This is a genomic window from Desulfovibrio sp. 6_1_46AFAA (genome assembly GCF_000224635.1).
Lineage (GTDB): Bacteria > Desulfobacterota > Desulfovibrionia > Desulfovibrionales > Desulfovibrionaceae > Desulfovibrio > Desulfovibrio fairfieldensis.
The window spans coordinates 498,185-510,943 of the sequence record NZ_JH114300.1; the positions used below are offsets into that span (position 1 = coordinate 498,185).

12 protein-coding genes and 1 tRNA gene are annotated in these 12,759 nt (G+C 60.4%); 7 read left to right on the plus strand and 6 right to left on the minus strand.

The features are described 5' to 3' along the window. Positions 1 to 365 precede the first annotated feature (365 nt). Entirely contained in the window at positions 366 to 1,274 is a 909-nt protein-coding gene (locus HMPREF1022_RS02005) for a flagellin N-terminal helical domain-containing protein (RefSeq protein WP_009301645.1), read from the plus strand. A 105-nt stretch (positions 1,275 to 1,379) separates the two neighbouring features. Here the strand turns inward: HMPREF1022_RS02005 and rnc are convergent, their stop codons facing one another. After that, positions 1,380 to 2,141: a ribonuclease III gene (gene rnc / locus HMPREF1022_RS02010; RefSeq protein ID WP_008684190.1), complete on the minus strand. Its 762-nt coding sequence runs from the start codon at positions 2,139 to 2,141 to the stop codon at positions 1,380 to 1,382. Between the two features lie 102 nt (positions 2,142 to 2,243). Between rnc and HMPREF1022_RS02015 the strand changes: the two genes are divergently transcribed. From HMPREF1022_RS02015 to HMPREF1022_RS02030, 4 genes are all read left to right on the plus strand, one after another. Continuing rightward, positions 2,244 to 2,588 carry a hypothetical protein gene (locus tag HMPREF1022_RS02015; protein WP_008684192.1) on the plus strand — a complete coding sequence of 115 codons (345 nt, stop codon included), beginning with the start codon at positions 2,244 to 2,246 and terminating at the stop codon, positions 2,586 to 2,588. Between the two features lie 79 nt (positions 2,589 to 2,667). Beyond that, positions 2,668 to 5,328: a TIGR03960 family B12-binding radical SAM protein gene (locus HMPREF1022_RS02020; protein ID WP_009301646.1), complete on the plus strand. Its 2,661-nt coding sequence runs from the start codon at positions 2,668 to 2,670 to the stop codon at positions 5,326 to 5,328. Between the two features lie 6 nt (positions 5,329 to 5,334). Continuing rightward, positions 5,335 to 5,973, plus strand: coding sequence for a GDSL-type esterase/lipase family protein (locus HMPREF1022_RS02025; protein WP_008684195.1), 639 nt, complete (start codon positions 5,335 to 5,337; stop codon positions 5,971 to 5,973). Between the two features lies 1 nt (position 5,974). Further along, entirely contained in the window at positions 5,975 to 6,205 is a 231-nt protein-coding gene (locus HMPREF1022_RS02030) for a hypothetical protein (protein ID WP_008684197.1), read from the plus strand. 61 nt (positions 6,206 to 6,266) lie between these two features. Here HMPREF1022_RS02030 and HMPREF1022_RS02035 read toward each other — a convergent pair whose 3' ends face one another. The 3 genes from HMPREF1022_RS02035 to HMPREF1022_RS02045 form a co-directional block, all read right to left on the minus strand. Continuing rightward, positions 6,267 to 6,710, minus strand: a complete 444-nt coding sequence (locus tag HMPREF1022_RS02035; RefSeq protein WP_009301647.1) for a GNAT family N-acetyltransferase — start codon at positions 6,708 to 6,710, stop codon at positions 6,267 to 6,269. 106 nt (positions 6,711 to 6,816) lie between these two features. Continuing rightward, positions 6,817 to 7,293 (minus strand): chemotaxis protein CheW, encoded by a 477-nt coding sequence (locus tag HMPREF1022_RS02040; protein ID WP_008684201.1) that lies wholly within the window; start codon positions 7,291 to 7,293, stop codon positions 6,817 to 6,819. Between the two features lie 261 nt (positions 7,294 to 7,554). Then, positions 7,555 to 9,435 carry a protein-disulfide reductase DsbD family protein gene (locus tag HMPREF1022_RS02045; RefSeq protein ID WP_009301648.1) on the minus strand — a complete coding sequence of 627 codons (1,881 nt, stop codon included), beginning with the start codon at positions 9,433 to 9,435 and terminating at the stop codon, positions 7,555 to 7,557. Between the two features lie 157 nt (positions 9,436 to 9,592). Between HMPREF1022_RS02045 and HMPREF1022_RS02050 the strand changes: the two genes are divergently transcribed. Beyond that, positions 9,593 to 9,668: transfer RNA gene (locus tag HMPREF1022_RS02050), tRNA-Lys, on the plus strand. A gap of 202 nt (positions 9,669 to 9,870) precedes the next feature. Here the strand turns inward: HMPREF1022_RS02050 and hslU are convergent. Beyond that, entirely contained in the window at positions 9,871 to 11,184 is a 1,314-nt protein-coding gene (gene hslU, locus HMPREF1022_RS02055; RefSeq protein ID WP_009301649.1) for an ATP-dependent protease ATPase subunit HslU, read from the minus strand. Between the two features lie 112 nt (positions 11,185 to 11,296). Between hslU and HMPREF1022_RS02060 the strand changes: the two genes are divergently transcribed. Continuing rightward, positions 11,297 to 11,614 (plus strand): hypothetical protein, encoded by a 318-nt coding sequence (locus tag HMPREF1022_RS02060; RefSeq protein ID WP_009301650.1) that lies wholly within the window; start codon positions 11,297 to 11,299, stop codon positions 11,612 to 11,614. A gap of 71 nt (positions 11,615 to 11,685) precedes the next feature. Here HMPREF1022_RS02060 and HMPREF1022_RS02065 read toward each other — a convergent pair whose 3' ends face one another. Beyond that, on the minus strand, positions 11,686 to 12,603 hold the full coding sequence (locus tag HMPREF1022_RS02065; RefSeq protein WP_008684207.1) for a manganese-dependent inorganic pyrophosphatase: 918 nt from the start codon (positions 12,601 to 12,603) through the stop codon (positions 11,686 to 11,688). Between the last annotated feature and the right edge of the window lie 156 nt (positions 12,604 to 12,759).

Sequence of the window (12,759 nt, forward strand, 5' to 3'; positions counted from 1 at the left end):
CCGACCATTTGGTCGGCGCTTTTCGCGTCTTTTTCGTTCCGGTCGGAAAGGTACGCACGCTATCTTCCCATGACGCCCGCCGCCGGGCCATTCCGAAACGCACTGCGGGCACGGACTCGCCCTGTGCCTTTCCCGGCGAAGCGCCGTGCGGTCGAAGGCGGCACAGGCGATCTCCTTCCGGACAGCGCGCCAAGCCCCCAAAAGCGGCGCGCATCAGCGCCAAAAATGCAGCACTCAACAGGAGGAAAAATTTTCCCCACCCGCAACATAATTAAATAACATATTAAAATATAAGAATAAAATTAAATTGGCACATGGGTTGCAATCGATGGGTACAGCTTAGTAACCACCCAAGGAGGTGTCCCATGTCTTTGGTCATAAACCACAATATGATGGCCGCCAACACGGCCCGAAACCTGAACGCGCATTATTCGCAACTGAGCAAGTCCACCGAGCGCCTTTCCACGGGCCTGCGGGTCAACAGCGCGGCTGACGACGCCGCCGGACTGGCCATCCGCGAATTGCAGCGCGCGGACATCGCCACCCTGCACCAGGGCGCGCGCAATGCCAACGACGCCATTTCCCTGATCCAGACCGGCGACGGCGCGCTGGGCGTCATCGACGAAAAACTGACCCGCATGAAGGAACTGGCCGAACAGGCCGCCACCGGCACCTATGATTCCACCCAGCGCCTGATGATCGAGTCCGAATATCAGGCCATGGCCTCGGAAATCACCCGTATCGCCAATGCCACGGATTTCAACGGCATCAAGCTGTTGGACGGCACCCTGTCTTCCAGCTCGCACGACGGCAGCGGCATGACCGCCACCGGCAAGCTGAAGGTTCACTTCGGCACGGGCAACGATTCCGCCGAAGACTATTATTACATCACCATCGGCAGCTGCACGGCCTCGGCTCTGGGCGTGGGCAACCAAGCCATCGACGCCGCCACCGGCCAGTTGCGCGCCGGCGGCACCATTTCGACCCAGGAAGCGGCCCAAAAGACCCTGGTGGCTCTGACCGACGCCATCGTCTCCAAGGACAAGATCCGCGCGCACCTGGGCGCCATGCAGAACCGCCTGGAGAATACCATCACCAACCTGAACACTCAGGCTGAAAATCTCCAGGCCGCGGAATCCCGCATTTCCGACGTGGACGTCGCCACGGAAATGACGCAGTTCGTCCGTACCCAGATTTTGAGTCAGAGCGCGGTAGCCATGCTTTCGCAAGCTAACTCGCTGCCCCAGATGGCCATGCAGCTCATCGGCGGCTAGGCCATCTCTACATAGGCTGTGGCAGACCAAAGACGGGAGGCCCGGGGGCCGTGCCCCCGGGCCGGGAAAAAATTCTCCGGCCCGGCTTTCGCGTAATACACCGGCTTATGGCGTCAGGAAAGGACGGGCATCCGGGTTTTCTTCAGCATGTTCCAGCGAGTTCAGGGCTTGGCGGGCGGCTTCCTGCTCGGCTTTTTTGCAGCTTGTGCCGCTGGCCGTGAATTCTCTGCCGTCCGGCAGATGCAGGGAAACTTCAAAAATTTTGGCGTGTTCCGGGCCATGGCTTGCCAGTTGCACGTACACCGGCCGCTCCCTGAATAATTGCTGCGCCACTTCCTGCAAGCGTGTCTTATAATCCTTCCTCTGCGGTTCCCCGGCCGCTCGCGGCCAATGCGGCGCGAAGATGTGGGCCACCGCCGCCTGCGCGGCGGTAAAACCGCCATCCTCGTACACGGCGGCAAGCACCGCCTCCAGCACGTCGCTGAGTACGGAATCGCGGCTGCGGCCGCCCTGGCGTTCCTCGCCCTTGCCCAGCTTCAGCAGGCTGTCCAGGCCGAATTCCCGCGCCCGTTCAGCCAGGCTGACCGTGCTCACCAGACGCGCGCGCAGCTTGGTCAGCTCCCCTTCCCGCGCCTCCGGGAAACGACGGAACAACTCCCAGGAAACACAGAGTTCCAGCACGGCGTCGCCCAGAAATTCCTGACGTTCATTATGGTGCTGCCCACCGGAATACTCATTGGCCCAGGAACTGTGGGTCAGGGCCAGATCCAGCAGTTCCGGGCGGGCGAAGACATGGCCCAGCTTTTCTTCCAGGGCGATACGGGCCCGCGGCGGCGTCGCGCCGATAGGAAAATCATCCTTGCTCATGCCCCCCAATGTAGCCGTTTCGCGGCTGATGGCAACAGAAAATCCCTTGACATGCGCTCCGCCAATGCCTACCTAAATCCAACTACTTATGAGGAGCAAAGCATGGCTTATGATATCCGCTTGATGAAGCTGGTGACGGGTGAACTGGTCATCGGCAAATATGATCAGGAAAAAGACTGCCTCAATGACGTGGCCGCCATCCAGAGCATCCCCACCCAACAGGGCGTGCAGATGATGATGCTGCCCTACGGTTATCCCTTTGAACCCAATTTCAGCGGCACGCTGGAGGGAAAAACTTTCCTCTACCGCTATGCCGATACGCCCAAGGAACTTCAGGACAAGTACATCGAAGCCAGCACCAACCTCACTGTGGCCGGTGGCCTCGGCAAGATGCAGTTCGGCTCCGGTCCCCTGCCCGGCGGCAACGGCAGCGGCCTGATCAAGTAAAGCGGTTCCGAACATCCAGTCTTAGTAAAGGCGGCGTTGAGCGCCGCCTTTTTTATACCCCGGCTCAAATGAGGATACCATGCGCGACCTTCTGCCCCTGCTGCCCAGACCCAGCCGTTTTGCCGGTATAGAAGACGGCGCCTGCCGCAAAGACCCCGCGCGTGTGCGCTTGCGCATGGCCCTGGCTTTTCCCGACACCTATGAGGTGGGCATGTCCTACCTGGGACAGAAGATCCTTTACGGCATTGTCAACGCCCACGAGGCCTGGTGGGCCGAGCGGGCCATGGCCCCGGACCGCGAAGCCGGGGCCGTTCTGCGCGCCAATAATGCTCCGCTCTGTACCTTGGAGTCGGACACGCCCCTGGCCCGGTTGCACTGCGTCTCTTTTTCCATCACGCATGAGCTCTGCTATACCAATGTGCTCTACATGCTGGATCTGGCGGGCATTCCCCTGCGCTCCGCGCAACGCAGCCAGGACCTGACGGCCTGTCCCCTGGTCATCGCGGGCGGCGGCGCGCTGTTGAGCGCCGAACCTTTGACGCCCTTCATGGATCTGATGGTTCTGGGAGACGGCGAAGAAAGCCTGCCCGACGTGCTGCGCCTGCTGGAACGCGCTCTGGATCACGGCTGGAGCCGTGATCAGCTGCTGCGCGAGGCGCGGCTGATCCCCGGCGTCTATGTGCCGTCGCTTTTCGCGCCCGGAGAAGACGGCGCGCTTGTCCCCCTGCTGCCCGATTACACCCGCCCGGCGCGGCGTATTGTGGCGGATCTGAACACGGCAGTCTATCCCACACGGCAGGTGGTACCCGTGGGCGCGGTGCACAACCGCCTTTCCTTGGAAATCGCCCGTGGCTGTACGCGCGGCTGCCGGTTCTGCCATGCGGGCATGGTCTACAGGCCCGTGCGCGAGCGTTCCCTGGCAAATATTACCAGGCTGCTGGACGACTGCCTGCATGAAACCGGTTTTGACGAAATATCCTTTCTTTCCTTGAGCACCGGAGATTTTTCCGCCCTCAAGACACTCTGCCACGGCGTGCTGGACCGTTGCGCCCGCGAACAGATCAGTCTTTCCCTGCCTTCTCTGCGCGTGGGCTCCATCGACGACGAGATCATCGAACGCATGGCCGATCTGCGGCGCACCGGCTGCACCCTGGCTCCGGAAGCGGGCAGCCAGCGCCTGCGCGACGTCATCAACAAGGGCGTCAGCGAAGAGGGACTGCTGCTGCACGCCCAAAAACTGCTGGAACACGGCTGGCGGCTGGTCAAGCTTTACTTTATGATCGGCCTGCCCACGGAAACGGACGAAGACCTGGCCGCCATTGCCGATCTCTGCCGCAAGGTGCGCGACGCCGCCGGGCGCGGCGGACCCCGCCTGCAAGTCACGGCCGCCCTGTCGCCCTTTGTGCCCAAGCCCTTCACGCCCTTCCAGTGGGAAGCCCAGATCAGCCGGGAGGAGATCAGCCGTCGGGTTCATCTGGTGCGCGAATTGTTCAAGGGCCAGAAATGCCTGAAACTGCGCTGGCATGAACCGGCCATGAGTCATCTGGAAGGCGTGCTGTCCCGTGCGGACCGCCGCATGGCCGACGTGGTGGAGAAAGCCTATCACAAGGGAGCGATTTTTTGCAGCTGGATGGAAGGCTTTGACCTCGCGCCCTGGCTGGAAGCCCTGGACGAATGCGGCATCAGTGCCGAAGCCTGCATCGGCGCGCGCGAGGCGGGCGGCCCCCTGCCCTGGAGCCATCTGGAGGCCGGAGTTTCCGAGGAATTTTTACTGCGCGAACGGGAGCGCGCCCTGGCGGAAAAAATTACCCAGGATTGCCGCTACGGGGCCTGCCGCCAATGCGGCGCGTGCGACACCAAGGCCGGGCCTTCGCGTTTGCCGCACGCCACCGTCGCGGCGGAACCGGATGCTGCCCTGCACCGTAATCGTCTGATCTTCAGCCAGCGCGACCAGAATGCGCACGAAGCCCGGCGGGATGCCGAAGGGCGGCTGATCTGCCGCCCCCAGTCCAGCCGCCCGCCCCAGATCGCGGCGGAGCTCACCCTCAAGGCGGCCCAATACCGCATCTGGCACAGCAAAATGGGCGGCAGCGCCTATTTGAGCCAACTTGAGCTACAGGCCGTGCTGGAGCGCGCCCTGCGCCGGGCGGGCCTGCCCCTGTCCTTTTCCCAGGGATTTCATCCGCTGCCCCTGCTTTCCTTTGGCCGGGCTCTGCCCGTGGGCGTGGAAAGCAGGGCCGAATGGTTTGCTCTGACCCTGCATCAGGCTCTTGCGCCGGAAGAAGTGGCCGCCCGTCTGAACCCGCTTCTGCCGCCGGGCATGTCCGTGTTGCGCGTCGATGCGGTGGACAAAAGCCGCCGCACGGAACAGGCCGAGGCCGAGGCATTTTCCCTCGTCCTGCCCACGGTGGAGGAAAATGCCGCCGCGGTGCGCTGTTTTACGGATTTTGCCGCGCTGGCGTCCTTCCCCCACACCCGCCAGACCAAGAACGGGCCGCGCAGCGCGGATCTCCGGCCCCTCTTGCGGCAGTGGGAGGCAGGCTCCGCGGGGCTTGCCGACGCACGGGCGGAAGCGCCCGCGGCCGTGACATTTGTGGCTGACTGGCATACCCTGTATCTGTCGCCCCTGCTTTTCTGTCTGGCCGTTCTTGCGCCGCTGGGGCCTGAAAGTCATCTGCGTTCCCGTCTGCGCCTGCTCAAAACGGCACAGATTTTTGCGAGCGCGCAAACATATCCGTAGGATCACATGCCACGCGCTTTTACCCATACTTGGTTCTTTTTCGGCGATTCCCTGACGCTGGGCGTCAACGATAATCGTATGCCCGGCGGCTGGGTCAGCCGTCTGGTCCTGCTGGGGCAAGAGGCCGGTCTCTACCGTTTCCCGCCGGCCACCTTCTATAACCTGGGCGCGCGCCGCCAGTCCACGGCGGATCTGGCCCGGCGCTGGCGGCAGGAAGTGGATTGCCGTCAGATGCCCGGCATGGTCCCGCATCTGGTCTTTTGCGCGGGCGTGGTGGATATGGCCGCTCCGGGCGGCGGTCAGCCCGTGGCCTTGGACAAGGCCATGTACTGCCTGCGGACCATGTTGACCGAGGCCGCGCCGCTGGCCCCGACTCTGGTCATAAGCCCGCCGCCGGTGGCGGACCCGACCGTGCGCCGACGCATTGCCGAACTCAGTGCGGCGCAGGCCGCGCTCTGCGCGGAATTGGGGCTGCCGTTCGCGGATATTCACGCCGCTCTGGCGGCTTCCCACAGCTATATGGACGATTTGAGCGACGGCCTGCATCCCGGCCCGGAAGGCTGCACTGTCATGGCTGAAACGCTGCTGACGCAAAACACTGTGCGTGATTTCCTGCATGCGGATATGGGCGAAGAGGGCAACTGAGATGGGTTCATGTATTCCTTTCAGTGACGAAGAACCTTTTGCGGAGCGCGTCAAGAGCCTGGCTGACGACGAATTGCTGGAAATCTGGGAAGAAACGCAACAGATTGAAAATCTGCTCTGTACAGAGATGAATGCGGACTTCTCCATTGCCCCGGATTATGAAAAGGTCATTGTGGAGGAATTGCGCCTGCGCTCCAGCCGTAAGCTGCGCGTTCCCCGCGCCGCCAAGTAAAGACCGGCGCTTTTTTCCCACTGTTTCGCGGCGGTGCGGGCAATGCCGTGCCGCCGCTTTCTTACAGGCTTCTCCGCAAATAAATCATGTCCACCAGCCGGACACCGCATTCCACAATGGGCTCACGGTAGTTGTCCGTAAAAAAATTTTTCAGCCGATGGGAAAAAATAAAGCCGTGACGCTCATAAAAAGCGAGTGTGCGCGGTTCTTCTCCCGTGCCTGCCAGGATGGTCTCATATTTGCCGCTATAATGGCGAAAGACGTGTTCCAACAGGCGCGTGGCATAGCCCTGGCCCTGGTAGCGCGCGCAGGTTGCCAGATTTTTCAGTTCGCACGTTCCCTTGCCTTCGTCGGTGACCACGCAGAGGCTTTTCAGATCCGGATCAAAGAGTGCGAACAGGTCGCCCCGCTCCAGATAGCGGTCAATCATGTCTTCCTGCTCGTCACCCAGCAAAAGCAGCTCCAGAAAGCGCTTCTTATCAGTCGTAATTTTTTCAATGCGCAACGCGTCACCTCCATGTGTTACTGACGCACAAGACGGGCAAACCGTTCAGGCCTGTCCGTCTTTTGTTGCTGTAGCGCGCCGAATGCCGGAGCGCGGATGAACACTGTTACATGGTGCTGAGCATGTCCATGTCTTCGCTGGAAAGCAGTTTGTCCAGATCCAGCATGATCAGAAGCCGATCCTGCAATTTGCCGACGCCGCTGATATAGTCGGAATCCACGCCGGCCACCACCGGCGGCGGCGGTTCCACCGTGCTGGCGGGTATGCGCAGCACCTCAGAAACGGCGTCCACCACAAAGCCCACAATAATATTGTTGATCTCGATCACGATAATGCGGGTGTTTTTGTCATGAGCCTTGGGCGCAAGGCCGAAACGACGCCGCAGATCAATGATCGGAATCACCTTGCCGCGCAGGTTGATGACGCCTTCCACAAATTCCGGCGCGCGGGGAACCTTGGTAATCTCCATGGTGCGGATGATTTCCTGCACCTTCAGGATATTTACCCCGAATTCCTCTTCACCGATGCTGAACGTCACCAGTTGCAGGAGTTCATCGTCCTGTTTTTTCTGACTTGGATCCATATCCGCTCCCTTGTCGCAATAGCTCGTCAAGCTGTTTTAACAAACCTAATCGGAACAGCGTGCGCTTTCGCCCCAGAGCAGGCCGTTCCGACCCGGCGACGGCAAGAGATGCCGTACGGCCTGTGAGCAGTGTTTGGACAGACTTATCCAGTGCACACTATGCTTTATCGACAGTTCCGTAAACCTCCCTAGGGTTGAACGCAAAAAAATGCTCCATAACGGCGAATTTATCCCCGGACCACCCTGCCGTGAAGGTGTGGGCTAGCCGCCCGTGAAGGTTTCGTTCATGGCTTTTTCCAGGCTTTGCACCCCGTAGACGTCGCGCAGCACCAGTGGCGAGGACGCGCCGTCTCCCGCCGGAAAAAGGGCCGTCAACGGAATGCTTTTGCTGCCCAGAGCCTCCAGCAGGCGCACGGCATAGGCATTGGCGTTGGTCAGATCCACACGAATCAGTTCCATGCCGTACCGGGCCTGCCAGGCGCGCAGGCGCTCGTCGGTCAACACCGTGGCTTCCATGAATTTGCAGTTGGGGCACCAATCGGCGGTGAATTCCAGCAACATGGGCTTTTTGCCCATCTGCGCCGTAAAATATTCCGGGCTGAATTCACGCCATTGCGGCAACGGCGCCACCGGGCGCAGTACCCAGACAATGGCGGCCAACAGCAGAAGGCCGCCCGCGATGCCCGCCACCCTGCGCCGCAGAGGCGGCGCGGAGACGCCGCAGAACTGTCCCCAGAGCCAGGCGCACAGCGAGACCAGCAACAGGACGCTGAGCACATGCATGTGTTTTTCCACCGGAAGAATGGAGAGCAGATAGAGAGCGGTTCCCAACAGAAAGAAGCCCACCACGCGCTCAAAGACATGCATCCACGGACCGGGACGCGGCAGTATCCGCGCCATGTTCGGCCAGATGCAGAACAACAGGTACGGCAGGGCCATGCCCACGCCCACAGCCCAGAATACCACCATGAGAATCAGCAGGGGCTGGGTAAATGCCCAGCCCAGCACGCCGCCCAGCAGGGGCCCACTGCACGGCGTGGCCAAAAAGGTGGAGACAAGCCCGGTCAGATAGGATTGCAGGCGGGGATTCTTGGTATTTTCGCCGGTTTTGAGATCAATGACCGGCAAGGTGAACACCCCGAGCATGGACAAACCCATCAGAAAGACGATCAGCAACATGACCAGCAAAATGCCCTGATTCTGGTAGAGCTGCCCCCACATCAGGTCCGCCAGGCCCAGCACCAGGGCCAGGCCGGTGAACAGCGTCAGCACGCCGCCCGCGAAGCACAGGTTGTGCTCACGAAAACGCCGGAGGCTTTTCTTGTCGCTGCCGCCCATCAGCAGCAGCCCGCTGATCTTGAAGGTCAGCACCGGCAGCACGCAGGGCATGGCGTTCAGCAGCAGACCGGCCAGAATCCCCACCAGCAGCGCTTTGCCCAAACTGGAGATTTCCAGCGAGGCATCGGCATAGCGTGGGGTCAGTTGCAGTTCAAAGCCCTCCGGCGGCGGCAGAAGATCGCTCGCCTGTCCGGCAAGACGCGCGGCCGCCGTGCCTTCCAGCGCATCGGGAGCGCCCGCGCCCAAAGGCGGGGCCAGCCGACCTTCCATCTTGGGAGCAGAAGCCGCAGAGGCCGGGGCGCCCAGCACGTCGGCCAGCACGGGCTGGCTATTTTTCAGCTTGTGCCACTGTCCCGTCCAGGAGGCTTCACCCACCGGAGGCAGCGATTGCGGCACCACCCCGGTAAAACTCTGGTCGATGGGCAGGCAATTGCGGTTGGAACAAAGCAGCATGCTCAAGCCCACGGTATAGGGCTTGCCCACGGCCTGCTCCGGCAAAGCGGAAAAAAGCACAACTTCGCCTTCATAGGCGAAAATCGTCGCCTCCGGATCATAAAAGTCGCGCTGCATGGCTCCGGCGGGATACCAGACCGGCAGCATCTGCCCGCCCTCCAGTGCGAAATCCAGGACGGTGGGACGGCCCGCGTCACCCGCTTCGTGGGCATAGGCGTGGTAACCTGAGGGGATGTTCAGATGCACGGCGGCGACGATGCTGTCGCCGTCACGGGCGAAATCCAGCCGTACGGGAACATCCCCGGCCCAGGCGCGGACAGCGGACAGCGGGGCCGCTCCTGCGGCAACCATAAGACATAGCAGGCAAATGAGTAAAAATTTTCTTTTCAACATATTGGTTTTTTTGTATATTATTTTTCCATTCAAAGCCAGCGCTTAATTTTTGTAAAAAATTTACAAAAACGTTTGACAAACTGGGTACATACGCGTAAACCCTTTTTCACGCCACGGGTCATTAGCTCAATTGGTAGAGCAGCTGACTCTTAATCAGTTGGTTCGGGGTTCGAGTCCCTGATGGCCCACCAAGAAAATACGGGTTTACGGTTCACGCCGTAGACCCTTTTTCTTTTCCGACAGTCTGCTGCGGAGGTAAGCGGCGAGTGTCGGAAATAGCCTATCCGCTCGCTGCCGCCAAGTCCAGATACCGCGAGAACACACGCAGACAAAAGAAAAAGCCCGGCCTGCACAAGACCGGGCTGTAAATTACCGTGGAACAACGGGCTGACGTTACAGAATATACTGGCTCAGATCCTGATCCTTGCGCACATCCTGCAAATGTTCGCAGACATAGTCCCTGTTGACCACGATCTGCGCGCCGGGCATGTCCGGCGCGTCAAAGGAAATATCGGCCAGAATCTTTTCCATGATGGTATACAGGCGTCGCGCGCCGATGTTTTCCGTGCGGGAATTGGTGTCCTCGGCAAAAGCCGCCACTTCCTCCAGGCCGTCCCTGGTAAAGCTCAGGCGAATCTGTTCCGTGCCCAGCAGGGCTTCGTACTGCTTGGTCAGGGCATTGTCCGGTTCGGTGAGGATGCGCAGGAATTCCTCCTTGCCCAGGGCCTGCAACTCCACCCGCAGGGGAAAGCGACCCTGCAGTTCGGGAATCATGTCCGACGGCTTGCTGAAGTGGAAGGCCCCGGCGGCAATGAACAAAATGTGGTCCGTACGGACCATGCCGTACTTGGTGTTCACCGAGCTGCCTTCCACAATGGGCAGCAGATCGCGCTGCACGCCCTCTCGCGAGATGTCCGAGGTGCGGTTCTGCGAGGAGCTGGCGATCTTGTCGATTTCGTCAATAAAAATGATGCCGCTCTGCTCCACTCGCTCCTTGGCGCGTTCGGTCAGGGCTTCCTGATCCACCAGCTTGCCCGACTCTTCCTGAACCAGCACGTTGAAGGCGTCGCGGATTTTCATCTTGCGGCGGCTGCGGCGCGGCGGAAAAGCCTTGCTGAACATATCCTTGACCTGGCCGCCCATCTGTTCCATGCCCGGAATGGCGAAAATATCGACGCCCTGACCGCCCTGCTCGGTCACTTCCATTTCCACTTCCCGCTGGTCTAGAAAGCCCAGGCGGAACTGCTGGAGCAATTTGTCGCGGGTGGAATTGCGTTCTTCCTGGCCGAAGGAGTTGGGCAGAAGCAGATCCATCAGGCGCGATTCAGCGGCGGCCTCGGCGGCCTTGCGCACGCGGGCGTTTTCCTCCTCGCGCACCAGGTTGATGCCTATCTCCATGAGATCACGCACCATGGACTCCACATCTCGTCCCACATAGCCCACTTCCGTGAACTTGGTGGCTTCCACCTTGATAAAGGGCGCGCCGGACAACTTGGCCAGGCGGCGGGCAATTTCGGTTTTGCCCACGCCGGTGGGCCCCATCATGATGATGTTCTTGGGAGCCACTTCATCGCGCAGTTCCGGCGAGAGATGCTGACGCCGCCAGCGGTTGCGCACGGCCACGGCCACCATGCGCTTGGCCTGTTCCTGCCCCACCACAAATTTGTCCAGTTCCGCCACGATCTCACGGGGTGTCAAGGTGCTCATCAAGTGCTCCTGCTGAAAATATACGTATTTCCAAGATATAGGCATTGCCCGCGATCTGACAATGGCGCGGCCGCCATTTGCCCGGACAAAAATTTGCGCATAGACTGACGTTATGGATGTCAGCCTCATTGCGCACGCCGCCCGCATGATTCAGGACGCGGTTTGCAGCCCGGCGGCTGTGGAAACTCGGGCGGGCCCGGCCGCCGCGATCATCCTTGCCGACCCCATGCCGCTCTGGCTCTTCCCCGCCCTTTTTCTGGCCGGTATGCTGTCACAGGCGGCAGGACTTTTTCTGCATCGTCGTTCGGCGCTGATAAGCGGGGCGGTCCTTGTCCTCACCGCCGCCGCGCTGGACAGGGATCTTACCCTGGCCGTGGGCCAGATTCTGGCGACTGCCGGACTTTTATACTGCGGCGGGCGGCCAGGCTGAGTCTTCCGCCATTGCTCAAAACGCAAAAACCCCGGCATTTGCCGGGGTTTTTGCGTTTTCAAAGGCTCAACTTATTTGAAGGCCTTTTCAAAATTGGGCACAACCTGCTTTTTGCGGCTCATGACGCCGGGCAGCCACACGGAACTGCCGTCGGGCTTCACGCCAAAGGCTTTTTCCACCACGGCGGGATCATCGGAAACGATCAGCATCTCCGAGCCTTCCTTCATGATGTCCGTGAGCAACAGGAACACGCTGTGACGGCCTTCGCCCTTCACCTTGGCGATTTCTTCCTGCAGACCGGCCTTGACCTTGTCGAGGATGGAGAGGTCCACCACTTCCAGCTGACCGATGCCCACCTTGTTGCCGTTCATGTCGAAATCTTTGTAGTCGCGGAAGACCAGATCGTGCATGGAGGTGCCGTCCACCGCGCTCTTGACCTTGAACATTTCCATGCCCAAGGCCACCACGTCGCTTACACCGGCGATTTTGGCCAGAGCTTCCACGGCTTTCTTGTCGGCTTCGGTACAGGTCGGGGATTTGAAGATGACCGTGTCGGAAAGGATGGCGCAAAGCAGGCCGCCGGCGATGTTCTTGGGAATTTCCACACCGTAGAAGTCATACATGTTCTTGAGCACGGTGCCGGTGCAGCCCACGGGCCAGATCCAGGCTTCCAAAGGAGAGGACGTGGTCACGTCGCCCAGCTTGTGGTGGTCCACGATGCCCAGCACGGTGGCGGAATCCATGCCCTGCGGGGCCTGGGCCAGGTCGGAGTAGTCCACCAGATACAGATCTTTGCCGGCAACGTCGCTGACCACCTGGGGAGCGCTGAGGCCGAACTTCTTCAGCACGAATTCAGTTTCAGGGGTCGGCGCGCCCTGCGCGGCCGGGGTGACGTCAAAACCGCGTTTGCTGTACAGATCAGCGGCGGCAATGGCGGCAACGATGCTGTCGGTATCGGGATTCATGTGACCAAGAACTAATGCGGACATGACAGTCTCTCCTTCCGGTGTGGTTCTTTTATGTTTGCGGCCCCAGATGCACCGCTTTGTTCTCTTTAGCACAAAGTCCGGGCCATGCCAAGGCCTTTGCCGTAAATTTCCCGGCTGCGCGCCTTCAAAACCGGCGCTGAAGCCGGAATCTCCCGG

Bases quoted from the DNA above. Each gene is read 5' to 3' on its own strand.
- HMPREF1022_RS02005 (WP_009301645.1), top strand. From the start codon at position 366: ATGTCTTTGGTCATAAACCACAATATGATGGCCGCCAACACGGCCCGA.
- rnc (WP_008684190.1), bottom strand. From the start codon at position 2,141: ATGAGCAAGGATGATTTTCCTATCGGCGCGACGCCGCCGCGGGCCCGT.
- HMPREF1022_RS02015 (WP_008684192.1), top strand. From the start codon at position 2,244: ATGGCTTATGATATCCGCTTGATGAAGCTGGTGACGGGTGAACTGGTC.
- HMPREF1022_RS02020 (WP_009301646.1), top strand. From the start codon at position 2,668: ATGCGCGACCTTCTGCCCCTGCTGCCCAGACCCAGCCGTTTTGCCGGT.
- HMPREF1022_RS02025 (WP_008684195.1), top strand. From the start codon at position 5,335: ATGCCACGCGCTTTTACCCATACTTGGTTCTTTTTCGGCGATTCCCTG.
- HMPREF1022_RS02030 (WP_008684197.1), top strand. From the start codon at position 5,975: ATGGGTTCATGTATTCCTTTCAGTGACGAAGAACCTTTTGCGGAGCGC.
- HMPREF1022_RS02040 (WP_008684201.1), bottom strand. From the start codon at position 7,293: ATGGATCCAAGTCAGAAAAAACAGGACGATGAACTCCTGCAACTGGTG.
- HMPREF1022_RS02045 (WP_009301648.1), bottom strand. From the start codon at position 9,435: ATGGTTGCCGCAGGAGCGGCCCCGCTGTCCGCTGTCCGCGCCTGGGCC.
- hslU (WP_009301649.1), bottom strand. From the start codon at position 11,184: ATGAGCACCTTGACACCCCGTGAGATCGTGGCGGAACTGGACAAATTT.
- HMPREF1022_RS02060 (WP_009301650.1), top strand. From the start codon at position 11,297: ATGGATGTCAGCCTCATTGCGCACGCCGCCCGCATGATTCAGGACGCG.
- HMPREF1022_RS02065 (WP_008684207.1), bottom strand. From the start codon at position 12,603: ATGTCCGCATTAGTTCTTGGTCACATGAATCCCGATACCGACAGCATC.